The sequence below is a fragment of the Enterobacter sp. GD03975 genome (genome assembly GCF_029838645.1).
Taxonomy (GTDB): Bacteria; Pseudomonadota; Gammaproteobacteria; order Enterobacterales; family Enterobacteriaceae; genus Enterobacter; species Enterobacter quasihormaechei.
Genome location: NZ_JAOBZC010000002.1, coordinates 23,311 through 39,916 on the forward strand (window position 1 = coordinate 23,311; position 16,606 = coordinate 39,916).

The 16,606-nt window shown below is 58.2% G+C and carries 14 protein-coding genes; 10 read left to right on the top strand and 4 right to left on the bottom strand.

The features are described 5' to 3' along the window. Positions 1-90 precede the first annotated feature (90 nt). Complete coding sequence (ybiB, locus tag N5C09_RS03755; protein ID WP_107534975.1) at positions 91-1,053, bottom strand: DNA-binding protein YbiB; 963 nt, start codon at positions 1,051-1,053, stop codon at positions 91-93. Between the two features lie 255 nt (positions 1,054-1,308). Here ybiB and N5C09_RS03760 point away from each other — a divergent pair, with 255 nt between their 5' ends. The 5 genes from N5C09_RS03760 (at position 1,309) to N5C09_RS03780 (ending at position 6,678) form a co-directional block, all read left to right on the top strand. Then, positions 1,309-1,845 (top strand): fimbrial protein, encoded by a 537-nt coding sequence (locus tag N5C09_RS03760; protein ID WP_063449285.1) that lies wholly within the window; start codon positions 1,309-1,311, stop codon positions 1,843-1,845. Positions 1,846-1,914: 69 nt separating this feature from the next. Continuing rightward, positions 1,915-2,589 carry a molecular chaperone gene (locus N5C09_RS03765; protein WP_193033903.1) on the top strand — a complete coding sequence of 225 codons (675 nt, stop codon included), beginning with the start codon at positions 1,915-1,917 and terminating at the stop codon, positions 2,587-2,589. Between the two features lie 24 nt (positions 2,590-2,613). Continuing rightward, a complete protein-coding gene (locus tag N5C09_RS03770; RefSeq protein WP_279748483.1) occupies positions 2,614-5,157 on the top strand; it encodes a fimbrial biogenesis outer membrane usher protein in 2,544 nt (847 codons plus the stop codon). Between the two features lie 22 nt (positions 5,158-5,179). Continuing rightward, positions 5,180-6,169 (top strand): fimbrial protein, encoded by a 990-nt coding sequence (locus N5C09_RS03775; protein ID WP_279748484.1) that lies wholly within the window; start codon positions 5,180-5,182, stop codon positions 6,167-6,169. 5 nt (positions 6,170-6,174) lie between these two features. Next, the gene (locus N5C09_RS03780; RefSeq protein WP_193527621.1) at positions 6,175-6,678 is read left to right on the top strand and encodes a fimbrial protein; all 504 of its coding nucleotides are present in this window, start codon (positions 6,175-6,177) and stop codon (positions 6,676-6,678) included. Here the strand turns inward: N5C09_RS03780 and dinG are convergent. After that, the gene (gene dinG, locus N5C09_RS03785) at positions 6,665-8,842 is read right to left on the bottom strand and encodes an ATP-dependent DNA helicase DinG (RefSeq protein ID WP_204641815.1); all 2,178 of its coding nucleotides are present in this window, start codon (positions 8,840-8,842) and stop codon (positions 6,665-6,667) included. The two genes, N5C09_RS03780 and dinG, sit on opposite strands and share 14 nt — an antisense overlap. A gap of 97 nt (positions 8,843-8,939) precedes the next feature. Next, a complete protein-coding gene (rhlE, locus tag N5C09_RS03790; RefSeq protein WP_279748485.1) occupies positions 8,940-10,322 on the bottom strand; it encodes an ATP-dependent RNA helicase RhlE in 1,383 nt (460 codons plus the stop codon). Positions 10,323-10,526: 204 nt separating this feature from the next. On the opposite strand from rhlE, the gene cecR reads away from it, so the two are divergent. Genes cecR through N5C09_RS03815 form a run of 5 tightly spaced genes read left to right on the top strand, consistent with a single transcriptional unit; the run spans position 10,527 to position 16,215 of the window. Then, positions 10,527-11,204 (top strand): transcriptional regulator CecR, encoded by a 678-nt coding sequence (gene cecR, locus N5C09_RS03795; protein ID WP_063866163.1) that lies wholly within the window; start codon positions 10,527-10,529, stop codon positions 11,202-11,204. Next, complete coding sequence (hlyD, locus tag N5C09_RS03800; RefSeq protein WP_107534968.1) at positions 11,201-12,196, top strand: secretion protein HlyD; 996 nt, start codon at positions 11,201-11,203, stop codon at positions 12,194-12,196. Before cecR ends, hlyD begins: the two co-directional genes overlap by 4 nt. Next, positions 12,189-13,928: an ATP-binding cassette domain-containing protein gene (locus tag N5C09_RS03805; protein WP_279748486.1), complete on the top strand. Its 1,740-nt coding sequence runs from the start codon at positions 12,189-12,191 to the stop codon at positions 13,926-13,928. Before hlyD ends, N5C09_RS03805 begins: the two co-directional genes overlap by 8 nt. Continuing rightward, positions 13,918-15,051 carry an ABC transporter permease gene (locus tag N5C09_RS03810; RefSeq protein WP_204641809.1) on the top strand — a complete coding sequence of 378 codons (1,134 nt, stop codon included), beginning with the start codon at positions 13,918-13,920 and terminating at the stop codon, positions 15,049-15,051. Before N5C09_RS03805 ends, N5C09_RS03810 begins: the two co-directional genes overlap by 11 nt. A 57-nt stretch (positions 15,052-15,108) precedes the next feature. Further along, a complete protein-coding gene (locus tag N5C09_RS03815) occupies positions 15,109-16,215 on the top strand; it encodes an ABC transporter permease (RefSeq protein ID WP_279748487.1) in 1,107 nt (368 codons plus the stop codon). Here the strand turns inward: N5C09_RS03815 and N5C09_RS03820 are convergent. After that, complete coding sequence (locus N5C09_RS03820; RefSeq protein WP_006809522.1) at positions 16,177-16,587, bottom strand: YbhQ family protein; 411 nt, start codon at positions 16,585-16,587, stop codon at positions 16,177-16,179. The genes N5C09_RS03815 and N5C09_RS03820 overlap by 39 nt on opposite strands. Positions 16,588-16,606 lie beyond the last annotated feature (19 nt).

Here is a 16,606-nt window from a genome sequence, read left to right on the forward strand (position 1 = left end):
CCTCCCTCTGGTGAGATGCTCCAACCCTCATTGACCCTGTTGTTGTTACCCTTTGTTTGCCCGTCCGCCACTGGACGGGCTTTTTTTTATTTAAAAGGACTGCGCCACGCGCTGCATTCCGGCTTCTACCGTCTCCACTTCTCCCGTAGCCAGCAGGCAGCAGGCCATTTGCAGCCGGATCGACTGCGGAACCGGCACCTTTCCGGCCAGACACTGCACGATCCAGTGCGCGGTAACCTGCGGATCTTTCGATTCAGGCAGAATGACATCGCTGCTTTCTTCCCCACGTTCGAGCACAACGCGGGTCCCGGCAGGCTCAATGAGCATCATCTGCGGACAACGCTGGGGATTGGCGTAAACCTCCCCTTCGGTTCCATGCATCAGCAGCGCCCGCCCACCGATTTCGGCAAAGAATTGCCCGACGCGCGTCACGTACTCCGGATGGGAGACGCTGGAAAGACGCAGCGCGGCGTCTTCGGCAAACGGCGTCACCAGCTTTGCCAGCGTGTGAGCGCTGTTACGTACGCCCATGCGCCAGCGCATGTCCAGCTGCTTTTCCAGCGGCGGGCAGAGCGCACTCACGGGGATATAGACCGGCTGGTTCCCTTCCAGCTTTGCCTGCGCCTGGCCGGCATGGAGGGTCGGTTCGATGCCTAACAACTCAAGTATGGTTTCTGTCAGCACGCGCGTCGGATCTTCGCTCACGCCATGGACCACCACCGGGAAACCGAGCTTCTGCAACAGAATAGCCAGCAGCGGCGTGAGGTTTGCCTGTTTACGCGCGCCGTTATAGGTCGGGATCACAATCGGCATCGGCTTCGTGACGGGCGGGGTTAAGCGCATTGTCTGCGACTGCATGGCCTCATAAAAGCCGCGCATCTCCGCCTCACCTTCCCCTTTAATACGCAGCGCAATCAGTATGCCGCCCATTTCCAGTTCCGGCACGTCGCCATTCAGCATGTGCGTGTACAACGCACGGGCTGTTTCCTGGTCCAGATCGCGAGCGTGGTTTTTTCCACGCCCTACCTCTTTGATAATTTTGCGGTAATCCACGACATTTCTCCTGACTGCATCATCTTGTTAACAATATAGCCCTGATGACTGGCTGGCCGTTAGTTTTTTATCAGGCAAGGCAACCTTCTGTTTTGATGATAAAAAATAAACACAACCTTTTTTTCAATTATTTGTGATTTCTATGGCTAATTCATAACCATACATTTTTTGATTAAATAACCCACGAAAAGTCATTAAGGGTCAACGGTGAAACGTCCAGGCAACGTTCTCGCCAGAAACATATCAGGATTTGCTATGAACAAGGTTGCTTTAGGTTTAATCATCGCCGCAGCGGTGGGATGTTCTGCATCCACGTTTGCGGCAACAAACGGTGAAGGACAAATAAACTTCACCGGTGAAATTATCGATTCTGCTTGTCAGGTCGTGAATGGATTAAGTAATCCATTAAATGTGCAGTTGGGTAAAGTGTCTAAAACGGTATTTACCGGTGCAGGCTCTACCAGCACCTTAACGCGGTTTGATATTAAGTTAACGAATTGCCCTGACACGGTCACCTCCGCTGCGATTAATTTCGGCGGTAAGCCGGATGCGAATAACAATTCAACGCTTGCCTTAACGCCAGATACCGATGCGGCGACGGGCGTGGCGATTCAGCTGGTGGATGCGTCAGAGCAGCCGGTCAGCCTGTATACGCCGTCGCAGCAGTATCAATTAACCTCCGGTACGGCGGTTAACGATCTGGAGTTCGGCGCGCGCTATATTCAAACCGGCGCGGCAATTACCGCAGGCCCCGCTAACTCTGTATCGACCTTCACCGTTATTTATAACTGATCTTATCAATCCGGAGAGAGTAATGCTTTTGCGAGCATTACTCTCTCCTCTATTAATTGAGAAATCTTTATGCGCCACGGTTATTTACTGAGCACGCTTTTACTGGTAGCCGCCACTGCACATGCAGGCGTCATTATTAATGGCACCCGGCTGGTCTATCAGGGAGATAAGAAGGAATCTTCTCTTGGTCTTTCAAATCCAGATGCGACGGATTATCTGGTGCAGTCCTGGGTCGATTCCGGCGGTAAAAACCAGGCCAAAGCCCCGTTCCTGATCACCCCGCCGCTTTTCCGTCTGGATGCGCAGGAAGATAACGTTCTGCGCGTGGTGCGTACGGGCGGAAATTTACCGGAAGACAGGGAATCCCTGTACTGGTTGAACATTAAAGCGATCCCTTCCTCAAAGCACGTTGAGGGCGTGAATACGCTGCAAATTGCAATCAACACCCGCATCAAACTGCTGTATCGCCCGTCTGCGGTAAAAGGCCGACCGGAAGATGTGGCCGATAAACTTGAATGGCATCGCGAAGGCAACGACCTGGTGGTGAATAACCCTACGCCCTTCTATATGAATTTCCAGACCGTCACGCTGAACGGTCAGAAAGTCACGAAAGCGACCTGGGCCGTTCCGAAAACGGAAACGCATTTTGCCTTACCGGGTAATGTCGGGGGCTCGAACGTGACGTATTCCATTATTACTGATTACGGCAGCATCAGCCATACGTTCTCGAAATCCGTTCATTAATACTTCCCCGGTAATAAAATAATCATGTACAGCGATAAAAAGCCGTTCACCTGCCGAATTTCATCACTGCTGGTCATTCTTTGTGGCCTGGCAATGGCGATCTTTGCCCAGCAGGTAATGGCTGATGATTATTTTAACCCGGCCCTGCTGGATATTGATAATCCCCAGCAGGGAAAAACCGATCTGTCCGTTTATGAAAAAGGGCCCGGTCAGGCACCGGGAAAATATGAGGTCGCGGTGTTTATCAATAATAATAAAATTGATACCCGCAACGTGACCTTTACGCTTGAGAAAGATCCGCAGGGCAACGGCACGCTGCAACCATGTTTTAGCCTGGACGATTTAAAAAGCCTCGGTATCAAGACCAAAAAATTTCCGCAGCTGATGGCCAAAGGCCAGTGCGCCAATTTACGCGTCATCCCTGCGGCATCCGCAACCTTTCGCGTTCGCAACCAGCAGCTGCTGCTGAGCATTCCTCAAACGGCGCTGGGCCAGGTGCCTCGCGGTTACATTGACCCGGAAGCGTTTGACGAAGGCATCACTGCGGGCCTGCTTAACTACAGCGCAAATGCCAGCCACAGCCGTGCTCGCCAGCGCGGCGAGCAGGATAACAGCAGCCAGTACGTTAACCTGCGTCCGGGTTTGAACGTTGGCGCATGGCGCGTTCGCAACTATTCCACCTGGAATCGCAGCACCACGGGTAAGGAAGAGGAGCAAAAATTCACCTCCGTTTATACCTATGCGCAGCGCGATATTGTGGCGATGAAAAGCGACGTCACCGTCGGCCAGAGCTCATCGCCTGCCGATGTTTTTGACAGCGTGCCCTACACCGGCGTGGAGCTGAAATCCGACAACGACATGCTGCCGGACAGTGAGAAAGGCTATGCGCCCATTATTCGCGGCACCGCCCACAGCAACGCGCTGGTGGTGGTTCGCCAGAACGGCTACGTCATTTATCAAAACACGGTCGCGCCGGGCGCGTTCGAAATTAACGATCTTTATCCCACCGGAAGCAGCGGCGACCTCCAGGTGACCGTGAAAGAGACCGACGGCAGCGAAAGCCATTTCGTGGTGCCGTTTGCCTCCGTGCCGGTATTGCAGCGTGAGAAAAACCTGCGCTACAGCGTGACCGCCGGGCGCTATCGTTCTTATGACAAAGACGTGGAAAAGGCTCCGTTTGCCCAGGGCAGCGCCATCTACGGTTTACCCTACGGTGTTACCGCCTACGGTGGCGTGCAGCAGAGCAGCCATTATCAGTCTCAGGCGGTCGGCGTCGGGAAAAACATGGGCGATTTAGGCGCCTTCTCCATTGACGTCACCCGTGCCAAAGCCCTGCTGAAAAAACAGCAGGCCAGCAAAGGCCAGTCGTGGCGCGTGCGCTACAGCAAAGATATCGTCCGCTCGGGCACTAACTTCTCGCTGGCCGGCTATCGCTATAACAGCAAAGGGTTTTACACCCTGGAAGACACCTTGGAGTCCTATACCCGCGCTGACGACTGGTCTGCACCGCAGCAGCGCCGCGCCCGCACCGAAGCCACCGTTGACCAGACGCTGCCGGAAGGCTGGGGGTCCCTGACCCTGAGCCTGGTGAAAGAGACCTACTGGAGTCAGAGCCAGAACATGACCTCCGTGAGCGTCAGCTACAACAACAGCTGGCACGGCGTGAGCTACAGCCTCAGCTACAGCATGAACAAAAACACCAACGACAGTGACGAAGACGGCAATGAGGTGACGAACGATAACCAGTTCGCGCTGAGCGTCTCGGTTCCGCTGGATCGCTGGATGCATAACACCTGGGCCACGTACAACCTGAACAACACCAAAGAGGGCACCACGCAAAACATCGGTCTGAACGGTACGGCCCTGAAAGAGGACAACCTGAACTGGAACATTCAGGAAGGGCTGAGCAGTACCGGCAGCGGCAACTCCACCAGCCTCAACGCCGATTACAAAGCAACGTACGGCGAACTGAGCGGCGGCGTCAGTCAGGATAAATATCAGCAGAGCGTGAACGTCGGGCTACAGGGCGGCGTGGTGGCCCACGCAAACGGGATAACCCTGAGCCAGCCGCTCGGTGAGACCATCGCGCTGGTGAAAGCGCCGGGCACCCACGGGACGCACATTACTAACCAGACCGGCGTTGAAACCGACTTCCGCGGCTACACCGTCGTGCCGTTCGTCACTGCGTATCGCCACAACACCATTGCGCTGGATACCGAAACGCTGCCGGACGACGCCGACGTCACCCACGCGGCGCAGATCGTCACCCCAACCCGCGGGGCCGTGGTGCGCGCCAGCTTTAACACCCGCGTGGGCAACCGCGTGCTGATGACGCTCACGCACAACGGCAAACCGCTGCCGTTCGGCGCGACGGTCACCACGGAGGATAAGGACAGCGAATTTATCGTCGGTAATGACGGCCAGACCTATCTCTCAGGTCTGCCGCAGCAGGGGCATCTCGCCGTTTCCTGGGGACAGGACGCGAGCGAGCGCTGCATCGCTGACTATGCGCTAACGGATGAGAAAGAGAAAACCAGCATCATTAACGCTGCCGCGCAGTGTCACTGATCCACCGTTCAGGCTAACGATTATGCAAATGATTAAACAGTGCTTTTTCTTACTGGTTCTCGGGACCGCGGCGTTATTTATCCCGCACGCGAAGGCAACCTGTACGTCGTCCGATTTGCCCCGGCAGATTAACGTCGCCGCCATCTCCGTCTCCAGCACCCTGCCCGTGGGCGCCACTATCCCGGGTACGGAACAAACCGTTCACGTGGCGGGTAACTGCTATAACCCTTCTGACTACGGGCTGCCGATTGTGGCGTGCTACTACGGCTCGGGTCTTGAAATACCGGGGCTCTCCGGCGTTTATGAGTCGGGCGTTGAGGGCGTTGGCGTGGCGCTGATGAATGATAAAGGTCAGCGAATTACCGGCGCGGGCGGCATGTACTGTAATTCCACCGCCACGCCGCTCGGGTTTGTTTCAACGGATTCCAGCGAGGCGTTCAATTTTAACGTGACGCTGGAGCTGGTTAAAACGAGCGATACGGTGAAATCCGGTTCGCTTTCTCAGGCGCAATCAAAATTTGGCATCGGCGTTTATCAACATGAAGGCATCAGCGATCCGAACACCATTTCCTATGCCGGGAACGTTGAACTTCAGAACGTGACCTGCTCCGTCCTGCCGAAAAACCTGACCGTAAACCTGGGCGATTTCCCGGTGAGCGATTTTGTCAGCGTCGGGATGCTGTCAAGTCCGGCGCAAAACTTTGACGTTACGGTGAACTGCAACAGCACCGTGCAGCCAGAGGTTAAGGTCACCAGCGCCAACGGCTATGAATCGGCGTTCGAAGGGGTGCTTAAGCTCACGCAGCAGACCGGCGTGGCAACCGGCGTCGGGGTGAGAATGCTGTTTGATGACCATATCGCCACCTTTGATACCTATGTGAACACGCAAAGCGAGGCCATTGCCAACGAAACGCTGGTGATCCCGTTTGAGGTTCGTTACGAGCAGGTCAGCGATGTCGTTACGCCAGGGCCTGCCAACACCGTTGCCACCATTACCCTCGCCTATAAGTGACCGACATGAAAAAGCGTATTGCGATTCTGGCGCTGGGGCTGATCGCCCAGGCCCACGCCGACGATATCCAGATCCAGATGAACGGGAATATTTACGCCAACACCTGCATCATTGACAGCGCCAGCCGCAACCTGACGGTAGATTTAGGCCAGGCGGTGTCGGGCAGTTTCAAAGACGTGGGGGATACCGGCGAGTGGAAAGACTTTTCGCTCTCGGTGTCGCACTGCCCGGCTACGCTTGCGCTTGCCACGGCCTATTTCTACGGCCAGGCCGACAGCGTGCACCCGACGAAATTCGCCAATATCGGCAGCGCAAAAGGGCTGGCGCTCGAGCTGGCAGACCGTCAGGACAAAATCCTGATTGCCCCGCAGGCCGCCTTTAACGCCGCCATTAACCCGAGCGATCATACGGCCACGTTCCCGCTGTCCGCACGCTACTACGCCACGGCCATGCCCGTCACCGCCGGCACGTTCAGCAGCGTGATTCAGGTGACCTTCACTTACCAGTAGGACCGCGCCCCTTAGCACGGATGCTTTTCCTGCGCCCGGCGGCCAGTTTTGCCGGGCGTTTTTTTACCTCCGGCACTTCCGGCTGCTCAATCGGGAAGATCGGCAGCGCGTTCAGCAGTCGCTGACCGTAGCTTTTGGTGAGCAGACGCTTGTCATAGATCACCACTTCCCCCCAGCAGCCGTGACTACGAATCAGACGCCCCACCTGCTGAATCAGGTTAAACGAGGCGGCGGGCAGGCTTTGCACCTCAAACGGATAGCGGTTGAGGCTTTTCAGCCACTCGCCCTCGGTGATCACCACCGGGCTGTCGATGGGTGGGAAGGCGATTTTATGGATATGCACCTGCGTCAGGTAATCTCCCTTCAAATCCAGCCCTTCAGCAAAGGACTGTAGCCCCACCAGCACGCTGCGCTCGCCGCTGTCGATGCGCTTGCGGTGGGTTTCCACCAGCCGGTAACGGGGCTGGTCGCCCTGCACCAGCAGGAGTAAACGCAGGTCAGTGACGTGCTCCAGGAAACGCTGCATCGCCCGTCCGCTGGCAAACAGCACCAGCATGCCGGGGTATTTTTTACTCTCGACCTGCTCGCGGAAGTAGGCCGCCATCTCCGCAATATGCTGCTCTTCATTGTCGATGAGCGGCTCGTACTGCATGCGTGGAATAACCAGCTTGCCCTGCTCGCAGTGGTTGAACGGCGAGTCCAGCGCCACAAAGCGGTCGCCCGCTTTCTCTTTCAGGCCGCTCATCTCCTGCAACCGTGAAAAACTGTTCAGGGAGCGCAGGGTCGCGGAGGTCACCACCACGTGCGGCACGCTGCGCCAGATGAGCTTTTCCAGCTGATCGGCCACGCGGATGCCCACGCAGTGGAAGAACAGGTGGACCTGCCCGTCCCGCACTTCGCGGGTGGCCCATTTGGTGACCGGTGCGCCCGACGCCTGCGCCATAGAGGCCAGCCGCCAGAGCTTGCTCTGGGCTTCAAACATGCCCAGCGCGCGGTTCATTTGCAGCAGAATACGGTGCAGACGCACCACGTCATGGCTACCGGTTTTCTCGCTGAGATCGTTTAAGAACATCTCCGCCAGCCCGCGCAGCTTTTCGAGGTGCTTCGCCAGCTGCTGGCAAATGTCCATCACCTCTTCCGGCAGCTCCCCCATTGCAAAGCGGTGTTCCGCTTCCTGGGCGGCGGGAAGATAGAGGTTGAGAATGTTATTGAGCGAGGAGATAAGGCCGTACACCTCTTCGCAGTGCTCGCTCAGCCGCTCCGGAACCGCCAGCGGCGGCGTGGTTTTCGGGCGGAATTGCTCCATGCAGGTCGCCACCAGCTTGCAGAAGAGATCCAGCTGAAGTCGAAACCACGGGGCGGTGATTTCTGCGCTCATCTCCAGCGCATCCCGCGCCACGTCAGGCAGATGGTGGCCTTCATCCAGCACCAGCAGCAGGTTTTTCGGCTCCGGCAGCACCGCCTCACTCTCCAGCGCGGCCATGACCAGCGCATGGTTGGCGACAACCACCTCCGCTTCCTGAATTTCACGTCGGGCGACGAAAAATGGGCACTCACGGTAGTAGTGACAGTTACGGTTCAGGCAGCTGGCTTTATCGGTGCTGAGCCTGCGCCAGAGGTCGTCGCCGATCGCCTGGCTGGTGTGATCCCGCAGGCCGTCCCACTTGTAGCCATCAAGATCGGCCTTCAGCTTTGCGCACTGCTCCTGCTCCGCCTTGTTATTCGGCGTCAGCTCGTCATCAAGAAACGCGAGCAGATCCTGCTGCGAGGGCTCGCTGCTGGCCAGTGCCGCCAGATTGCGCGGGCAAACATACCGCCCGCGCCCAAAGGCGGCGGTGAAGCGAAGATCGGGGATGATTTTGCGCAGCAGCGGCAAATCTTTGCTGAAGATCTGATCCTGCAAGGCCACGTTCGCGGTGCTGACTACCAGCGTTTTGTCTTCTTCCCGCGCGATGGCGATGCCGGGAATGAGATACGACAGGGTTTTCCCGACGCCGGTCGGGGCTTCAATCGCCAGATGTCGCCCGTCGTCCCCGGCGAGCGTTTTTGCCACGTCGGCAATCATCTGCCGCTGCGGCGCTCGGGGGATAAAGTCGGGGATCTGCTGCTGTAGCGCCTTATACCAGGCGCCTATTTGCGCTTTCAGCGCGGCGGTTAAAGCCATTGGAAAACCTGAAATACTGTATAAACAGCCACTATTGTGGCACTTTCTCTTCGCCGTCGCAAAAAGAAAAGCCCGGCTTTACGACCGGGCTTCCAGATTACTGCGGGTTAGCAGGCTTGCGCGGGCGGCGTCGGCGCTGCCCCTCGCCTGCCGGTTTGCCTTCACCGCTGCGCCACGGGTTTTCACCGGCCGGTTTGCCGTCGTTATTACGACGCGGCGGTTTGCCCGATGACTTCGGCGCGCCGCCTTCGGAACGACGCGGCTGCTGGCCACGACCGCCGCCGCCCTGACCGCGACCGCCGCCCTGACGACCGTTCTGAATCGGCTCGGCTTTGATGGACGGGTCAACTTCATATCCCGGGGTTTCGATGCGCGGGATCTCTTTCTTCAGCAGGCGTTCAATGTCGCGCAGCAGTTTGTGTTCATCCACGCAAACCAGAGAGAGCGCTTCACCGGTGGCCGCCGCGCGACCGGTACGGCCGATACGGTGTACGTAGTCTTCCGGCACGTTTGGCAGCTCGTAGTTCACCACGTGCGGCAGCTCTTCAATGTCCAGACCGCGGGCGGCGATGTCGGTCGCCACCAGCACGCGAATATCGCCAGATTTGAAGTCCGCCAGCGCGCGGGTACGCGCGCCCTGGCTCTTGTTGCCGTGGATCGCCGCGCTGCGGATGCCGTCTTTATTCAGCTGTTCCGCCAGGTGGTTGGCGCCGTGCTTGGTGCGGGTAAAGACCAGCACCTGCTGCCAGTTGCCCTGGCCGATCATCTGGGAGAGCAGTTCCCGCTTGCGCTTCTTATCAACGAAGTGCACGTGCTGCGTCACCTGTTCGGAGGCGGTGTTGCGGCGCGCCACTTCCACTTCCAGCGGGTTATGCAGCAGCTTTTCCGCCAGCGCCTTGATCTCGTCGGAGAAGGTCGCGGAGAACAGCAGGTTCTGACGACGCGCCGGCAGCTTGGCCAGCACGCGGCGAATGTCGTGAATAAAGCCCATATCCAGCATGCGGTCGGCTTCGTCCAGCACCAGAATTTCAATGCTGTCGAGCTTCACCGCGTTCTGGTGCTCCAGATCCAGCAGACGACCCGGCGTTGCCACCAGTACGTCCACGCCGCCGCGCAGCTTCATCATCTGCGGGTTAATGCTCACCCCGCCGAACACCACCAGCGAGCGAATATTGAGGTAGCGGCTGTACTCACGCACGTTCTCGCCAATCTGGGCTGCCAGCTCGCGGGTTGGGGTGAGGATCAGCGCGCGCACCGGACGGCGTCCTTTGGCGTGCGGCTGGTTTTTTACCAGCAGCTCTAGCAGCGGCAGGGTAAAGCCCGCAGTCTTACCGGTACCGGTCTGCGCGCTGGCCATCAGGTCACGGCCCTGCAACACGGCCGGAATGGCCTGCTGCTGGATAGGGGTTGGCTCAACGTAGCCCTGCTCTGCGATGGCGCGCAGAATTTCCGGGTTCAGACCAAGGGAATCAAAAGACATAAAAACTCCGAACCGCCCCGACCATCACAGGTGTAGTTTTCAGGGAGATATAACGAATAAGAGGACAAAAACCACAATGTCGCGAAGGTGCGGAGTGTAGCAGCTTTTGTGACGTGGCGCATAAAATATCCCCGGTGATGGCTCGACGTTTGCGGAAATCAGGCATAATCTTAATCAATCGATTGATTAATTTTTAATGACGCTATGAATACAACCCCAACGACGACCAAAGGCGAACAGGCGAAAAGTCAGCTGATTGCCGCCGCGCTGGCACAGTTTGGCGAGTATGGTCTGCATGCCACCACGCGGGATATCGCCGCCCAGGCCGGGCAGAATATAGCGGCCATTACCTACTATTTTGGTTCAAAAGAGGATTTATATCTCGCCTGCGCCCAGTGGATCGCGGATTTTATCGACACCAGCTTTCGTCCGCACGTGGAAGAGGCCACCGCGTTATTCAGCCAGCCAGAGCCGGACCGGGCGGCCATCCGCCAGCTGATCCTTAACGCCTGCCACAATATGATCCGCCTGCTGACGCACGACGATACGCTGAACCTGAGCAAATTTATCTCCCGCGAGCAGCTCTCCCCCACTGCCGCCTACCAGCTGGTGCACGATCAGGTGATCGCCCCGATGCATAGCCATCTGACCCGGCTGATCGCCGCCTATACCGGACGGGACGCCGGCGATACCGACACCATTTTGCATACCCACGCCCTGCTGGGCGAAGTGCTCGCCTTCCGTCTGGGGCGCGAGACCATCCTGTTACGTACGGGCTGGACACAGTTCGATGAGGATAAAGCCGGGCAAATTAGCCAGGTCATTACCTGTCACGTTGATCTCATCCTGCAAGGCTTAACGCAAAGGAGCCAGAAGTCATGAAAAAACCTGTCGCCATCATACTGGTGGTTGTTGTTTTGCTTGCTGCGGGAATCGGCGGCTGGCTGTGGTATCAGAGCCAGCAGGATCGCGGCCTGACGCTGTACGGCAACGTGGATATCCGCACCGTGAATATGAGCTTCCGGGTTGGCGGGCGTCTCGCCTCGCTGAGCGTTGACGAAGGCGACGCCATCAAAGCCGGGCAGACGCTGGGGATGCTGGACAAAGCCCCGTTTGAGAACGCGTTGATGCAGGCAAAAGCAGGCGTCTCCGTCGCCCAGGCGCAGTACGACCTGATGCTGGCGGGCTATCGTGACGAAGAGATTTCCCAGGCGGCGGCTGCCGTTAAGCAGGCCAAAGCCGCCTATGACTACGCGCAGAACTTCTACAACCGCCAGCAGGGGTTGTGGAAAAGCCGCACCATTTCCGCCAACGACCTGGAAAACGCGCGTTCATCTCGCGACCAGGCTCAGGCGACGCTGAAATCGGCACAGGATAAGCTCAGCCAGTACCGCTCCGGTAACCGCGCGCAGGATATCGCCCAGGCGAAAGCCAGCCTCGAGCAGGCGCAGGCGCAGCTGGCTCAGGCGGAGCTGGATCTGCACGATACCACGCTCATCGCCCCGTCTGACGGCACGCTGATGACCCGCGCCGTGGAGCCGGGCAGCATGCTCAGCGCAGGCAGCACCGTGTTGACGCTGTCCTTAACCCGTCCGGTCTGGGTGCGGGCCTACATTGATGAACCGAATCTCGGCCAGATGCAGCCGGGCCGCGAGCTGCTGCTCTATACCGACGGTCGCCCGGACAAGCCGTATCACGGTAAAGTGGGCTTTGTCTCTCCTACCGCCGAATTCACGCCGAAGACCGTTGAAACGCCGGACCTGCGCACCGACCTGGTGTACCGCCTGCGCATCATCGTCACCGACGCGGACGATGCGCTGCGTCAGGGCATGCCTGTTACCGTGACCTTAAACGACGGGGAACGACATGAATGATGCGGTTATCCAGCTCAATAATCTGGTCAAACGTTTCCCGGGAATGGACAAACCGGCGGTCGCACCACTGAACTGCACCATTCAGAAAGGCTATGTGACCGGGCTGGTGGGGCCGGACGGCGCGGGTAAAACCACGCTGATGCGGATGCTGGCGGGCTTACTGAAGCCGGACGAGGGATCGGCCCGCGTGCTTGGCCTCGATCCGATCAAAGACGACGCGGCGCTCCACGGCATACTCGGCTATATGCCGCAGAAGTTTGGCCTGTACGAAGATCTGACGGTAATGGAAAACCTCAATCTGTATGCCGATCTGCGTAGCGTCACCGGCGAAACCCGGCAGAAAACCTTCGCCCGACTGCTCGAATTTACCTCCCTCGGCCCGTTCACCGACCGCCTGGCGGGCAAGCTTTCCGGCGGGATGAAGCAGAAGCTGGGGCTGGCCTGTACGCTGGTGGGCGAACCAAAAGTGCTGCTGCTGGATGAACCCGGCGTGGGCGTGGACCCGATATCCCGCCGCGAGCTGTGGCAGATGGTGCACGAGCTGGCGGGTGACGGCATGCTGATCCTCTGGAGCACCTCTTACCTTGATGAAGCGGAGCAGTGCCGCGACGTGCTGCTGATGAACGAAGGCGAACTGCTCTATCAGGGCGAGCCCACCGAGCTGACGCACACCATGGCCGGGCGAAGTTTTCTGCTGCATAGTCCGCAGGAGTCCAACCGCACGCTGCTGCAACGGGTGCTGAAGCTGCCGCAGATCAGCGACGGCATGATTCAGGGCCGCTCGGTGCGCGTGATCCTCAGCAAAGAGGCGACCGCCGAGAGTATCCGCCAGGCGCAGGGGATGCCTGAGATTGAGATGCAGGAAACCGCCCCGCGCTTTGAAGATGCGTTTATCGACCTTCTGGGCGGGGCGGGAACCTCAGAATCACCGCTTGGCGCCATTCTGCACACGGTGGAAGGCACACCGGGCGAAACGGTCATCGAGGCGAAATCGCTGACCAAAAAATTCGGCGATTTCGCCGCCACCGATAACGTCAATTTTGCCGTGAAGCGTGGCGAGATTTTCGGCCTGCTCGGGCCGAACGGGGCGGGAAAATCCACCACCTTTAAAATGATGTGCGGCCTGCTGGTGCCGACGTCCGGCAAGGCATTGGTGCTGGACATGGATCTCAAGGTCAGCTCCGGCAAGGCGCGCCAGCATCTGGGCTATATGGCGCAGAAGTTTTCGCTCTACGGCAACCTGACGGTTGAGCAGAACCTGCGATTTTTCTCCGGCGTCTACGGCCTGCGGGGGCGGGCGCAGAACGAGAAAATCGACCGCATGTGCGAGGCCTTCGGTCTGACCGATATCGCGTCACACGCTACCGACGCGCTGCCGCTTGGCTTCAAGCAGCGGCTGGCGCTGGCCTGCTCACTGATGCACGAGCCGGATATCCTGTTTCTTGATGAACCCACGTCAGGCGTGGACCCCCTCACCCGCCGCGAATTCTGGCTGCATATCAACAGCATGGTGGAAAAAGGCGTGACCGTGATGGTCACTACCCACTTTATGGATGAGGCGGAGTACTGCGACCGCATCGGGCTGGTCTATCGCGGCAAGCTGATTGCTCACGGCACGCCGGACGACCTGAAAGCGCAGGCCGCCGACGACGTACAGCCAGACCCGACCATGGAGCAGGCGTTTATCACCCTCATCCACGACTGGGATAAGGAGAATGCTCATGCGCAGTAACGCCCTTTCCTGGCGCCGGGTGCGCGCCCTGTGCATCAAAGAGACGCGGCAGATCGTGCGCGATCCCAGCAGCTGGCTGATTGCGGTGGTGATCCCCCTGCTGCTGCTGTTTATCTTTGGCTACGGGATTAACCTCGACTCCAGCAAGCTGCGGGTCGGTATTTTGCTGGAGCAGCAGAGCGAAGAGGCGCTGGACTTCACCCACGCCATGACCGGTTCGCCCTACATCGACGCTACCATCAGCGACAGCCGGCAGGAACTGATTCAGAAAATGCAGGCCGGGAAAATTCGCGGCCTGATCATCATCCCGGTGGATTTCGCCGCCAACATGGCGCGCCCGGGCGCCGATGCGCCGATTCAGGTGATTACCGACGGCAGCGAGCCGAACACCGCCAACTTCGTGCAGGGCTATGCGGAGGGGATCTGGCAGCTGTGGCAGATGCAGCGCGCCGAAGACCGGGGGGAGACGTTTGAACCGCTGATTGACGTGCAGACGCGCTACTGGTTTAACCCCGCCGCCATCAGCCAGCACTTTATTATCCCGGGGGCGGTGACCATCATCATGACGGTGATTGGCGCGATCCTCACCTCGCTGGTCATCGCCCGCGAGTGGGAGCGCGGCACCATGGAGGCGCTGCTTTCAACCGAAGTGACGCGCGTCGAGCTTTTGCTCTGTAAGCTCATCCCCTACTACTTTCTCGGCATGCTGGCGATGCTGCTGTGCATGCTGGTCGCCGTCTTTATCCTCGGCGTGCCGTACCGCGGCTCGCTGGTGCTGCTGTTCTTTATTACCAGCCTGTTTTTACTCAGCACGCTGGGGATGGGGCTGCTCATATCCACCATCACCCGCAACCAGTTTAACGCCGCGCAGGTGGCGCTGAACGCGGCTTTTCTGCCGTCGATTATGCTCTCCGGGTTTATCTTCCAGATAGACAGCATGCCGGCGGTGATCCGCGCCGTGACCTACATCATTCCGGCGCGCTACTTTGTCAGCACCCTGCAAAGCCTGTTCCTGGCGGGGAATATCCCGGTGGTACTGATTATCAACACCCTGTTTTTGCTGGCGTCGGCGGTGATGTTTATCGGCCTGACGTGGATGAAAACGAAAAGAAGATTAGATTAGCCATCGGATTTTGTAGGTCGGGTAAGCGCAAGCGCCACCCGACAGGAGGACGACGCGATGTTTCACCGTTTATGGACATTGATCCGCAAAGAGCTGCAATCGCTGCTGCGTGAGCCGCAGACCCGCGCCATTCTGGTGCTGCCGGTGCTGCTTCAGGTTGTACTGTTTCCGTTTGCCGCCACGCTGGAGGTCACTAACGCCACCATCGCGATTTACAACGAAGACAACGGCAAGCATTCCGTCGAGCTGACCCAGCGTTTCGCCCGCGCTAAGGCCTTTACTCATGTCCTGTTGCTGAAAAGCCCGCAGGCGATCCAGCCCACCATCGACACGCAGAAAGCGTTACTGCTGGTGCGCTTCCCGGCGGATTTCTCCCGGAACCTGGACACCTTCCAGACCGCGCCGATGCAGCTTATCCTCGACGGGCGTAACTCCAACAGCGCCCAGATTGCGGCAAACTACCTGCAACAGGTGGTGAAGGATTATCAGCAGGAGCTGATGACGGGTAAACCCAGGCCCAACAACAGCGAGCTGGTGGTGCGCAACTGGTACAACCCGAATCTGGACTACAAGTGGTTTGTGGTCCCGTCGCTTATCGCCATGATCACCACCATTGGCGTGATGATCGTCACCTCGCTGTCCGTGGCGCGCGAACGTGAACAGGGTACGCTGGATCAGCTGCTGGTCTCTCCGCTCGCCACCTGGCAGATATTTGTCGGCAAGGCGGTGCCGGCGCTGATCGTCGCCACCTTCCAGGCCACCATCGTGCTGGGCGTCGGGATTTGGGCCTACCAGATCCCGTTTGCCGGATCGCTGGCGCTGTTTTACTTCACGATGGTGATTTACGGCCTGTCGCTGGTCGGGTTTGGGCTGCTGATTTCCGCGCTCTGCTCAACCCAGCAGCAGGCGTTTATCGGGGTGTTTGTCTTTATGATGCCGGCGATTTTGCTCTCAGGGTACGTTTCGCCTGTTGAGAACATGCCGGTGTGGTTACAGAATTTGACGTGGGTAAACCCGATTCGTCACTTCACGGATATCACCAAGCAAATCTATCTGAAGGATGCGAGTCTGGATATTGTGTGGGGAAGTTTGTGGCCGCTACTGGTCATCGCGGCCACAACGGGCTCAGTGGCCTATGCGATGTTTAGACGAAACATCGCGTAGCTTTTTCTCTTTGGTGAGCAACGACACCACTGCCGGCCCTGCGAGGATAGCCAGACCCGCCAGGGCCAGCAGCAGGTTATTTTGCAGCACGCGTGACAGCAGCCACAGGACGATCATTGCCGCACCAAAATACCAGGTCGTGGTGAGCTCTTCGAGCACATCACCCACTTCACGCCAGCGCGCGTCGTGGTGACGCTGTAAAAACAGCATCGACAGCACGGTCACGCCGTAAAGCACACATAGCCCTAAGCCCACACGCACCAGCGTGCCGCTCATCCAGCCCATTACAAGTACGGCCACGACCAGTAAATGCAACATTATCTGCCAGCAACTCAAACCGGTTGCGACACGAACGCGTTGTTGCCACTTCATGGCTTCTCTCCTGAAGGAT